Below are 12,718 nucleotides of genomic sequence, written 5' to 3' on the forward strand. Positions count from 1 at the left end.
ACGGTTACTCTTTAAATTCTGCTTTAAACGCTTTAAAATAGTTATTAAACTGCTCTTGAGTTTTAATACTTTTATAATCATCAGAGCTAAATAACTTTAGGTATAACTCAATGTCGCGAGGTTTCATGTAGCCACTAATTGGTTGAATCACTTCTCCCTTTTCATCAAAATAAACGATTGTTGGATATGCTCTCACGCCTAACGCACGTGTTAAATCGTGTGCACTATTTCTCCTGTTTTTTAATTCGGCTTTATAATTGGCATTCTTATAGTCTTTACCTTTATAATTAACAACAGAATTTCCTTCACCATTAAATTTTACGGCATAGTAGTTCTCATTAACATAATCTACCACATCTTTATTATGAAAGGTATTCTTATCAAGCATTTTACATGGACCACACCAATTGGTATAAACGTCCATCATAATTTTTTTAGGCTTTTTCTTTTGAGCAGCAAGAGCTTCTTCAAAAGTCATCCAATTAATTTCTTGTGACTGAGCGAAAGCAGACGCTGATGAAATCAAGGCTACTGCTAATATTAAAACTAATTTCTTCATAGTATAATGTGTTGCAAAAGTTATTCCGAACTTACAAAAAATGCTCCAAATTTGGAGCATTTTAAGTTATTTTAACGGTTTTATCCGATTATCGGACGCCATGCATGAGTTTTTTAAGTAAAGGGTTTAATACAATTGAAATGACTCCAACTCCAATAGGAATAAGCGTAAATATTAAAAAGAAGGTACTTAATGAATACTTTTCACTAATATCATCAATCATTCCTCCCATAGTTCCTGCCGCTTTCTGGCCAACAGCGATGGCCAAGTACCATATTCCAAACATAAATCCAATCATACGTCCTGGCACGAGTTTACTTAAATAGGACAATCCAACAGGAGAAATACAGAGTTCTCCCATAGTATGAAATAAATAAGCCATTATTAAGAATATCATACTCACAGAAGCTGTTTTAGCTCCTTGAGGTATATCTCCTGTCCCATAAGACAAAAAGGCAAATCCTAAACCTAATAATACCAAACCTATACCATACTTCATGGCTGCGCTAGGATTATATTTACTCTCCCACCATCGTGAGAAAAATGGAGCCAGTGTGATTATAAAGAAAGAATTCAAAATACCAAACCAAGTTGCATCAACCTCATTTCCTTCTTGTGAGAATTTATCCATCAATCTATAAATCACTAAGAACCATAAACCTGCAAAAGCTATTGCCAGAAAAATATTAGACAGTCCTATTTTAGAAAAGGTCTTTTTAGCTAATAAATACAGAACCCAAGTAATAATTATTAAAGGAATGGTTGTTAGTAGCGCATCGACAATTTTAAACACCATTGCAGAATTACCAACTAAACTCCTATCTGTATAATCACGTGCAAACAGAGTCATTGACCCCAAGGATTGTTCAAAAAACGCAAAGAAAAACACAGTAAAAACTCCAAAAATAGAAACTGCTATAATTCGATCTCTCACTATTGGAATATATCTTGAAATTCTGGCGACAAGTAATATTAAAAATAGCACCAGAGCCGCTAATACAATGAAATTAGAACCACTTAAATTACCCACTTCGAAAGGAGCTAAACTTATGTCTCCAATTTTTTCTAAAGGGTCATTAAATAAATAAAGTAATCCTCCAACTGAAGACAAAATCATCAAAACTTTATCGAACATTGTAAAAGGATTACGCTTTTCAGATTCATCTACATCTGTAATATGTTCTTGGGGACTTTCTTCATTTATATTTTGAGGTAATTCAACTTCATGTATCTTTGAAGGTTTCCCACCAATACTTCCAAAAAGATCTTTGGCTAACCAAAACTGGATCAAGCCCAAGAGCATAAAAATTCCGGCCAATCCAAAACCATAGGCCCAACCTTTATTCTCAGCTAAGTATCCACAAAGCATCATTCCAAAGAAAGCTCCTGCGTTAACACCCATATAATAAATGGTATAGGCACCATCTTTTTTAGACTCCTTTCCTTTATACATTTCAGAAATCATAGACGTCATATTAGGTTTAAAAAAACCTGTACCAATAATCAACAATGCTAAACCTAAGTAAAAAGACATTGGTGTTTCTAAGGCCATTGCGGCATGACCTAATGTCATAATAAAACAACCAATAACAACTGCAATTCGATAGCCCGTATATTTGTCGGCAATCCAACCACCCACAATCGGGGTTAGATACAGAAGCGAACCATATGTTCCAATAAGTGCTAAGGCATTTTCACGTGACCAATCCCAGCCTGGGTTGGCATCTAATAAAGGAGCTGTTAGAAATATAACGAGTAATATTCGCATTCCGTAGAATGAAAAACGCTCCCACATCTCGGTAAAAAATATCACAAATAGCCCAGCTGGATGACCAATGACTTTGTCTTTAAATAAATTTTCGATATCAGTATTCATAGGAAATATATTTAGTTAGAAAAGAGAAACCCTTGTCATAACGATTAACAAGGGTTCTTTTTATTATTTTTTAATTATCTGCAAGTTCAAAACCTTCAGCTTCTTCATGTTTCAAATCTCTTTCTTGATCTTCTACACCATGAGTTAGGCGTTTTAAAGGTTTTAAGATAACGATAAACAATCCACCAATTATTACGGTAAAGACTACGATGCCTGCAAATACTGTTTTCTCACCAAAATCTGTTGCAGACTCACCTACAATTCCAGCAACTTTATTTCCTAAACCTGTAGCAGCGAAATAAACTCCCATCATTAAAGAGGCATACTTTATTGGTGCTAGCTTTGTGATAAACGATAAGGCCACAGGAGAAATACATAACTCTCCAATGGTATGAAATAGATAAGCTAAAACTAACCAAATCATGCTTGATGTTCCTGATTTTTCAAATTCCATAGCAGCAAATACCATAAAAAGGAATCCGAATCCCATGATGATAATACCTAATGCCATCTTAAATAAAGATGATGCTTCTTTACCTTTAAGTTTTCGTTTTGCCCAAAAACCAGCAACAGCCGTTGCAAAAAGAATAATAAATCCAGCATTTAAACTTTGAAACATTACTGTAGGCACTTCCCATCCAAATAACATTCTATTGGTATTGGTCTCGGTATATAAATTCATTAAGCCTCCAGCTTGCTCAAAAGCTCCCCAAAAAATGATCACCATAATAAATGATAATAATAATACTAGGAAACGATCTTTATAAGCCTGAGAATCTAACTCTTTATAAATCATCATTAATAAAGCCGCGATTGCGGTTAAAAATAAAAATAACAATCCATAACCCCATCCTAGAAAGTACCATCCTATAGCAGATAACGCTGCTAATATGATTGTTACAGTTAATTGTAATGACGACTTAGGTAGTTGTGAATATAATTTGCCATATGAGATTTCATTTGGGTCATCGGCTTTCGCAGGAACAAAATTCCCTACATGCGTTAAATATTTTTGTCCATAGATATAGTTAATCAAACCAAGTACCATCACAATTCCTGCCAATCCAAAACCAGCATGCCATCCCCATTCTGCTACAACTAAACCAACAATCAATGTTGCTAAAAGTGATCCTAAGTTTATTCCAATGTAAAATATACTAAAGCCTTTATCGCGTCGTATATCTCCATCTTTATACAAGCCACCTACCATCGTAGATATGTTAGGCTTTAATAATCCAACACCTAAAATTACTAATCCAAGACCAGTATAAAACGCCCAAATATCTGTAAGCACTAATACACCATGCCCAAGACATAAAATAATTGCACCAACCAAAACGGCTCGTTTTTGACCAATCAATTTATCGGCAATCATTCCTCCTGGTATGGACATTACATATACAAGCATTGTATACCATCCATAGAGAGCAAGAGCCTCTTTGCTAGTCCAACCTAAACCAGCACCTCTATCATCGCCAATAGTTTGAGTTGTCATATAAAGTACTAGTAGCGCTCGCATTCCGTAGTATGAGAAACGTTCCCACATTTCAGTTAAAAACAAAATATAAAGTCCTATTGGCTGACCAAATAGTTCTTTTTGATGCGGTTTAAGTGTTGTATCTGACATAAATTTTAAATATTAGTTAGTATTTTTTATCCTTTAATCTTGACTTCTTTTTCTCTTTTATCTGTTGGCACTTCTCTGTCTTTACCCAGTGTATCATGAATAAAGTTTGTCATTTTCTTATACAAATGCAATCGTGTGTTTCCACCGTAAATACCATGATTTTTATCTGGGTATATCATCCATTCAAATTGTTTATCGGCTTGAATTAGAGCCTCGACCATTCGCATGGTATTTTGAACATGAACATTGTCATCTCCTGTACCATGTATTAAGAGAAAATCCCCATTAAGTTTATCAACATGATTAATTGGTGAGTTTTCATCATAACCCGTTGGGTTCTCTTGAGGTGTGGTCATGTAGCGCTCAGTGTATATAGTGTCATAAAATCTCCAACTTGTCACAGGAGCAACAGCAATAGCCATTGAAAAGGTATCATTACCCTTAAACAAGGCGTTGCTACTCATAAAACCACCATAACTCCAACCCCAAATTCCAATATTATTTTCATCGATATAAGGCAGTTTTGCTAACTGTTTAGCTGCCGCAATTTGATCTTCAACCTCATATTTACCTAACTCATTTTGCGTCACTTTCTTGAAGTCGGCTCCTTTATAACCTGTACCGCGACCATCCACACATACTACAATATAACCTTGTTGTGCAAGATGTTGATACCAATAATCATTAGTGCCATTCCAGCGGTTGGCCACTTGCTGTGATCCTGGACCAGAATATTGATACATAAATAAAGGGTACGTTTTGTTTTCGTCGAAATTTGCAGGTTTTATCATCCACATATTTAAATCGTTTCCATTAATATTTATGGTACTGAATTCTTTTTGTGATGTTTTGTAATTAGATAGTTTTTGCGCTAACCTATCATTGTCCTTTATACTTTTTACTAGGTCGCCAGATTTAGAATTATTTAAGGTGTATTCTGGTGGATTGGTTGCGCTAGAAAATGTATTGATAAAATATGTAAAATCTGCGCTAAATGCCGCCGCATTTGTTCCAGTACTTTTTGTCAAACGCTTTTTCTTTTTAGCATTAAGACCAACTGAATAAACGCCTCTGTTTATTGAGCCATCTTCTGTAGATTGATAAAAAATTCGTTTTGATTTCTCATCGTAGCCATAATAGTTGGTAACCTCCCAATCTCCAGATGTTACTTGATTAATTAAGTTTCCTTTTTTATCGTAGTGATAAATATGATTAAACCCATCTTTTTCACTCGTCCAGATAAAGCTATTATCCTTTAAAAATGTTAAATTAAACGTCACATCAATATAGGCTTTATCTGTTTCCGCTAAAACCAAATCACCTACACCATTAGTGGCATTAATCATCCATAAATCTAATTCATTTTGATGTCTATTCATATATTGTGCACTCAAAACATTTGGGTCATTTGTCCATTTAATTCGAGGTATATAGAAATCTGAATATTGTTTTTTTGGTTTAAATTCTTTACTCGTTTTTTGATCTAAATCATAGATATGCAAAGACACATCTGAGTTTGTTTCTCCTGCTTTCGGGTACTTAAAAACTTGTTGTGTTTGATATAATTGTTGACCGTAAACATCCATTGAAAATTCTGGAACATTAGTTTCATCGAACTTGATAAAAGCAATTTGATCACCAGCAGTATTCCATTCGAAAGCTCTTACAAAACTAAACTCCTCTTCATAAACCCAATCTGTAATCCCATTAATAATTTGATTCTTTTTACCGTCTGTTGTGATCTGTTCTGTACGTCCAGATTTTAAATCTTTTACATATAGATTGTTATTTAAGCCATATGCGATTTTAGATCCATTTGGTGAAAATGTAGGTTCTTGTATTTTTTGTTCAGAGACCAATTCAACAGTATTTGACGTGATGTCGTACACATAATACTTACCCAAAGTTGAACGTCTAAATATAGATTCGACATTGGTTGCCAACAACACCTTCGATTCGTCATCACTAAATGTATAATTTGTAAAATATGCAATATCGCTAATATCAGCAGAATTCACCAAGGTCTTAACCTTAGTGAGCGTTTTATAATCGTAAATATCTATTTGAGAAGCTCTGTTTTCAAAATTTAAAACCGAATATTGCTGTCCATTTTTCATGGAGTGTAGTGCATCCATTCTTTCGGTTCTAAAACTTCCATCCCATATTTCTTCAAGGCTAATTTCTTTATTTTGCGCTGAGGCTAAAGTGGTTACAAAAAACACAAGAAGTGTGACCGATTTGAATATGTTCATAGAGCTATTTTTTTGATAAAATAATGTCAAGTTTACTAAAAATAATGCAAAAAACAGTAACTATTGCGTGTTAAATGCGCAATATTATGCTAATGCATCAATAATAATACCAAGAATAGTATCTTTGCGCTTTGTATTCGCATAGTTATAAGCGGGTACGAATTTAAAATAATAGCGCATGGCTAAAACGATTACGGGCTTTTCTAAATTATCAAAATCAGAAAAAATTGATTGGCTGGTTAACACCTATTTCACTAATTCTGAATCAACTAAATCGCTACTAAAACAATATTGGAATGCAGATGAGAAGTTACAACAACTTCATGATGAATTTATAGAAAACACGATTACTAATTACTACCTCCCATTAGGTGTTGCACCAAATTTCTTAATAAACAATTCGGTGTACACGATACCAATGGCTATTGAAGAAAGCTCTGTAGTTGCCGCGGCTAGTAAAGCAGCGAAGTTTTGGTTTGATCGTGGTGGCTTTAAAGCTCAGGTCATTTCTACCCAAAAAATTGGTCAGGTTCATTTTACATACGATGGCGACAGCGAAGATTTAGACGTTTTTTTCAATCATGTTATTAAGCAAACGTTTTTAGACGACGCGAAGCATATTACAAAAAACATGGAAAAGCGTGGTGGAGGGATTGTAGATATTGAATTGAGAAATAAAACAAATGTTCTCGACAACTATTATCAACTACATGCCACCTTTGAGACTTTAGATGCTATGGGTGCCAACTTTATTAATTCCTGTTTAGAACAGTTTGCTATCACCTTGAAGCGAGAAGCTAGCAAATCTTTAAATGCGAATCTCAATGTAGTCATGTCAATTCTTTCGAATTACGTTCCTAATTGTTTAGTAAGAGCTGAAGTAAGTTGCCCCGTTGAAAAATTAACTGAGAACCCTAATGTTTCGGCGCAAGAATTTGCTGAAAAATTTGTTCAAGCGGTTGCTATTGCAGAAGTAGAGCCTTTTCGAGCTGTAACTCATAACAAAGGCATTATGAATGGTATTGATGCCGTTGTTTTAGCTACTGGAAACGATTTTAGAGCTGTTGAAGCTGGTGTTCATGCCTATGCATCCCGAAATGGAAAATACACCAGTTTAACCCATGCTGAAATAAAGAATGGAACGTTTTCTTTCTGGATGGAAATCCCATTAGCATTAGGTACTGTTGGTGGCTTAACAAAATTACACCCGCTGGTAAAATTGGCACTAGAACTTCTAGGAGAGCCGTCGGCTAAAGAGTTAATGCAAATTGTTGCTGTTGCAGGTTTGGCTCAAAATTTTGCCGCATTACGTTCCTTAACGACAACTGGAATTCAAGAAGGTCATATGAAAATGCATTTGATGAACATCTTAAATCAGTTTGAGGCCACTTCTGAAGAAAAAACAAAACTGGTTGAACACTTTAAAACCAATACAGTAACCCACGGAGCTGTAGTTTCCGAAATAGAAAAGTTGAGACGTTAAATGGAAAGCTATTACAGCCACGGAAAATTATTACTCACAGGAGAATACGTTGTACTTGATGGCGCCAATGCCTTAGCTGTTCCAACGCGATTAGGACAGGGTTTACGCATTGATAATGGGTTTGATGACAAATTACATTGGAAAAGTTTTGATTACACTAAAAAACTATGGTATGAGGCCAAATTTTCTAAAACAAATAATAACATTTCGGCCCTGTCAAATAGCGATTCTGATATAACCAGTAGATTGCTTCAAATTTTAACTGCGGCCAAAACTCTGAATCCTAATTTTTTAAATCAAAACAACGGTCTTGTAGCCATATCAACAACAGAATTCCCTAAAGATTGGGGGTTGGGCACATCATCTACATTAATTAATAATATAGCCAACTGGGCTCGCGTTGATGCCTACAAATTACTTCAGGCGACTTTTGGAGGAAGTGGTTATGATATTGCCTGTGCAGAAGCAGAAAAAAGCCTAACCTATCAGCTTGTACCTTTCAATTCAAATAAGACTACAAAAGGGGTTGAAGGGAACCATACACCTATAGTTAAAACGGTCAATTTCAATCCTGTATTTGAGAAACATCTGTATTTTGTCTATCTCAATCAAAAGCAAAATAGTAGAGATGGTATTGCACAATATAGAGCGAACACTTCAAATCTGTCTTCTTACATATCTCGAGTTACACAAATCACAAAAGAGATGATTGCTTGTACAACACTTGATGGGTTTCAGCAACTTATGGGTGAACATGAGCAACTTATTTCAACTATTATCAAACAAGTACCAGTTCGAGAACGTCTATTTAGTGATTTCACTGGCAGCATTAAAAGTTTAGGTGCTTGGGGAGGTGATTTTGTGATGGTAGCATCTCATGAAGACCCAACATCATATTTCAAAACAAAAGGTTTCGACACGATCCTCAACTATTCTGAAATGGTAAGAAACTAAAAAAGCGTCACAAAATATTGCAACGCTTTTTAAATTATATCTGTTTAAACTCTATTAATAGAATCTAGATCTATTATCTTCTATATCTGCTGTTTCCTTAAGCGCGTTATACACTTTGGTTTGAGCTGCATTTACTCTAGCAGCACTTAAACGATTAGCTATAGCCTGATAATTATCCAATTTAGTTGCGTCGTTTACTTTTGTTACAGTAACCATATAAACACCACGATTTCCATCAACTAGACCTGAAGTTTCACCTTCCTTTAAACCAAAAGCAACACCTACAACTTGAGGTTCAAGTCCTGCTCCTGAAATTGTTGGATTCTTCATATTTACAGCTGATGCTGTATTGGCAGGTCTGTTTTGGTTTTTAGCAACCTCATCAACAGTTGTTCCTGAAACTTTTTCTCTAATTAACTTTGCCTTCTTCTCTTTTCTAATTTCTGAAAGAGCAGATGCTGATGCATTCTCAGGATTCATTAATCCAGCATCATTAATTTTAGTTAATTGTACCACGGCATATCCTCCACCTGGAATAGAGAAACGTTTGTAGTCTCCTACTTTTGTCTCATTTTCAAAAGCCCAACGTACAAGTGGTCTTTGTGAATCTAATCCTGGGATATTCTCGTCTAATATTTTTATATTGTTTATTGGTCTAACCTCTAACTTACGTTCGTCAGCCATTTTTTGAAAATCTTCATTTTGAATAGCAAGTTCGAACTTAGAAGCATTAGTAAACACCTCATCAATTGTTTCATCAGATGGCTCGATAGGTTTTGCAATAGTTGCTACTTTCACGGCTTTAGAAGATCCTTTTTGATCTAAAATTTCAATAATATGGAAACCAAACTGTGTTTTTACAACACCAATATCTCCAACATTATTTTGAAATTCAAAATCACTAAACGGCTTCACCATTTGTGTGCTAGGGTGAAAATCATAAACACCACCTTTATCGACACTTCCTTGATCTGAAGATAATGCAGTTACCAACTCTGGGAATTTAGAACGATCTGCTCTAACTATGTCTGCAACACTATCTGCTGTTACTTTAGCATCTGCTTCAGATTTTGCATCTACTCCTGCTCTATTAGCTCCAATAAACGGAATTAATATGTGACGAACCTTAGCCGAATCTGGCACAGTTGTTTCTGCCACAAGACGTGTTAATTTCATCAAACCATTATCTTTATATGGTCCATAAACATCTCCAACATTTAAGTTAAATAACGTATCGGCAACTACCGTTGGTAACACAGATTTTTTAACGAATGAATCATTATAAGCTTCAGCAGATTCTCCAGTCAAATTAACATAGTTTGATAAATCTTCCTCTTTAACTTGAGCAAATGCTATAATCGTATCATTTCTTCCATTTACAAAAACAGCTTTACCATTAATCAAATCATCAAATTCAGCTTTTAAATCCTCTTCATCTCTTAGGCTTGGCTCTTCTTTGAATTCTACAAAAACAATATCTCTAGACGCTTCTACTTCAAACTTCTTTTTGTTTTCATTAATGTACGCCTTAATATCTGCCTTAGTTACTTCAACCAAACTATCATTGATAGTTGCATAAGGAATTTGGACATACTTTAAATCTCTAGTTGAATTTTCTAACAGATAATCAACTTCTGCTTCATTTAAAGTAGCACTTACTCCAGCTTTAACCATATTGTAGTAAGCTCTTTCTTTTGCGATTGTGGCAATAGAATTTTCATTGTTTACCCATTCATCATAGTTCAACTGAAAATTTCCAAGAATCATTTTTTGAGGATTAGCCTCTTTCAAATTAGCAATGAAGGTCGTTAATTTACTTTCGTCAAAAAGTCCTGCTTCATTTTGAAATTCTGGATATGCAGAAAAATTTTGTTCTAATAGATCTCTCATTTGATCTTCTTCAACGGTCAACCCTAACTCTTCAAATTGAGTTGTCATCACTGCTCTCCTTACTTGCTGATCGTAAACACGATTCATAGCTTGAGTATTCGTTGCTGATGGACCCAATTGTCTACGCATATTCTCAACTCTATTCATGAAGTCTACTCTGTTAATATTTTGTCCATTAACAGTTGCTACAACATCTTGAGAACCTCCAAACAAGGCATCACTATTTTTGATTAGATCTGTTAGTACAAATGAAAATAACGCTAGTGCAATGATTAGTATCAAGAACAATGAACGTTGTCTAATTTTATTTAAAACTGCCATTTTAATGTATAATTTATCGAATAATAAGTGGGCGAAAATACCATTTTCTATCAAATAATAAAAGTAGAACTACGTTTTTATTACCGATTTTTATTGGGTTTCGTCGAATGTTGGATAAAGCATGAATGTTTGACTGCAAGTTAAACCACAACTATGAAGCATTTGAGGTCCGAATTTAATAAGCAATGTCTTACAAAAACAATCTTGATTTAATTTAATCGACCTCTAGAATATGCAATGAAACTACGTCTATTTTTGTCGATGAGACTTCAAGAATTTCAAACTTAAACGTATCAATAACCACCTCATCATTTAACTCTGGGATACCTTCCGTTTGAAAAACAATAAGTCCGCCCAAAGTTTCATAGTTTTCATTTTCGGGTAAGTTAAGTTTATAGGTTTCATTGATATAGTCTACCTCCAATCGCGCTGAGAATTTATAATAGTCATCGTTTATTTTTTCTTCAATCAAAGCAACACTATCATGTTCATCTTCAATTTCTCCAAAAAGTTCTTCGACGATGTCTTCAATGGTCATAATACCAGCCGTTCCACCATACTCATCAATGACAACAGCAATACTTTTTCTCTTTTTAGTTAAAATATTTAATACATCCTTTACAAACATTGTAGCTGGAACAAACACAACTGGTTTTGCTACATCCTTTATTGATTTTGGTTTTTTAAACAATTCAAACGAATGTACATACCCTAAAATATCATCAATCGATTCGTTATACACTAAAATTTTGGACAAGCCAGAATCAATAAAAAGACCGCTTATATTTTCGATAGTATCGTTAACCTCAACACCAATAATCTCTGTACGAGGCACCATCACTTCTCTTGCTTTCACATCTGAAAACTCCAATGCGTTCTGAAATATCTGTATTTCACTATCTACCTCCTCATGATCCTCTACAGATTCCATTTGTTCACTTATATAATTTCCTAGTTCTACTTTGGTCATAGCCAATTGGATATCGTCCCCATCGGTCTTAAAAAAGCGCTTTAAGATCATATCTGAAACCCAAATAATAAAGGATGATAAAAACCAAAACAGGATGTAAAAGATATAAGCTGGAAAAGCGAATATTTTTAAAAACGAATTCGAATAAATTTGAAAAAAAACTTTTGGTAAAAACTCTGCTGTAATAAGAATAATTATAGTTGAAATTACCGTTTGTGTTAAGAGGCTAAGATCTACGAGCAGATAATTTACAAATTGGTGTTGTGATGGCAGCATAGATTGAAACCAATCGACAAGGAGGTCACCCATAAGAAACCCATAAATAACTAATGCTATATTATTACCAATAAGCATCGTTGCTATAAATTTTGAAGGCTTTTCGGTTAGCTTGGCTAAAATTTTCGCTAAAAAATTGTCTTGCTTTTTCTCAATTTCAATGTGAATTTTATTGGAAGAGACATAAGCAATCTCCATTCCGGAGAAAAACGCCGAAAGCAATAGCATAACGATAATAATAACGATGCTAAGATCCATGTTTAGGAACCGTTTCTATTATCGAATTTCTTTCTGAATTTCTTTCTGAAGAAAAACATAAATATTGCCAGACCAGCAAATACAAATGATATAATAGATCTATTACCTTCCTCTCCTAAATTTTCAAAGCCATCATAAATAAATAAAGCTGCAAAAAAGAGGTATACGTATTGAAAAAACTGTAGTATTTTCATTTGAAAATTTCTATTGATTTGTTGTTTATGATACAAAGATAAAGATGTTTTGCCAACT

General features: G+C 34.4%; 9 protein-coding genes. 2 read left to right on the plus strand and 7 right to left on the minus strand.

All coding sequences use genetic code 11. The annotated features are described in order from the left end of the window. Nucleotides 1–4 precede the first annotated feature (4 nt). The 4 genes from Q0787_RS01605 to Q0787_RS01620 all read right to left on the minus strand — a co-directional run bounded on the left by Q0787_RS01605 (nt 5) and on the right by Q0787_RS01620 (nt 6,314). Nucleotides 5–559: a thioredoxin fold domain-containing protein gene (locus Q0787_RS01605; protein WP_298900451.1), complete on the minus strand. Its 555-nt coding sequence runs from the start codon at nt 557–559 to the stop codon at nt 5–7. A gap of 88 nt (nt 560–647) precedes the next feature. Next, nucleotides 648–2,435, minus strand: a complete 1,788-nt coding sequence (locus tag Q0787_RS01610; protein ID WP_298900452.1) for a peptide MFS transporter — start codon at nt 2,433–2,435, stop codon at nt 648–650. A gap of 70 nt (nt 2,436–2,505) precedes the next feature. Continuing rightward, nucleotides 2,506–4,062 (minus strand): peptide MFS transporter, encoded by a 1,557-nt coding sequence (locus tag Q0787_RS01615; protein WP_298900453.1) that lies wholly within the window; start codon nt 4,060–4,062, stop codon nt 2,506–2,508. A gap of 26 nt (nt 4,063–4,088) precedes the next feature. Next, the gene (locus Q0787_RS01620; protein ID WP_298900454.1) at nt 4,089–6,314 is read right to left on the minus strand and encodes a S9 family peptidase; all 2,226 of its coding nucleotides are present in this window, start codon (nt 6,312–6,314) and stop codon (nt 4,089–4,091) included. 178 nt (nt 6,315–6,492) lie between these two features. On the opposite strand from Q0787_RS01620, the gene Q0787_RS01625 reads away from it, so the two are divergent. Both Q0787_RS01625 and Q0787_RS01630 read left to right on the plus strand, forming a co-directional pair. Beyond that, the gene (locus Q0787_RS01625) at nt 6,493–7,797 is read left to right on the plus strand and encodes a hydroxymethylglutaryl-CoA reductase, degradative (RefSeq protein WP_298900455.1); all 1,305 of its coding nucleotides are present in this window, start codon (nt 6,493–6,495) and stop codon (nt 7,795–7,797) included. Beyond that, nucleotides 7,798–8,751 carry a GYDIA family GHMP kinase gene (locus Q0787_RS01630; protein ID WP_298900456.1) on the plus strand — a complete coding sequence of 318 codons (954 nt, stop codon included), beginning with the start codon at nt 7,798–7,800 and terminating at the stop codon, nt 8,749–8,751. 54 nt (nt 8,752–8,805) lie between these two features. Here the strand turns inward: Q0787_RS01630 and Q0787_RS01635 are convergent, their stop codons facing one another. From Q0787_RS01635 to Q0787_RS01645, 3 genes are all read right to left on the minus strand, one after another. Continuing rightward, nucleotides 8,806–10,962: a SurA N-terminal domain-containing protein gene (locus Q0787_RS01635; protein WP_298900457.1), complete on the minus strand. Its 2,157-nt coding sequence runs from the start codon at nt 10,960–10,962 to the stop codon at nt 8,806–8,808. A gap of 214 nt (nt 10,963–11,176) precedes the next feature. Continuing rightward, on the minus strand, nt 11,177–12,466 hold the full coding sequence (locus Q0787_RS01640) for a hemolysin family protein (protein ID WP_298900458.1): 1,290 nt from the start codon (nt 12,464–12,466) through the stop codon (nt 11,177–11,179). 2 nt (nt 12,467–12,468) lie between these two features. Further along, nucleotides 12,469–12,660, minus strand: a complete 192-nt coding sequence (locus tag Q0787_RS01645) for a hypothetical protein (protein WP_298754811.1) — start codon at nt 12,658–12,660, stop codon at nt 12,469–12,471. Nucleotides 12,661–12,718 lie beyond the last annotated feature (58 nt).

The organism is uncultured Psychroserpens sp., from assembly GCF_947492715.1.
Taxonomy (GTDB): Bacteria; Bacteroidota; Bacteroidia; order Flavobacteriales; family Flavobacteriaceae; genus Psychroserpens.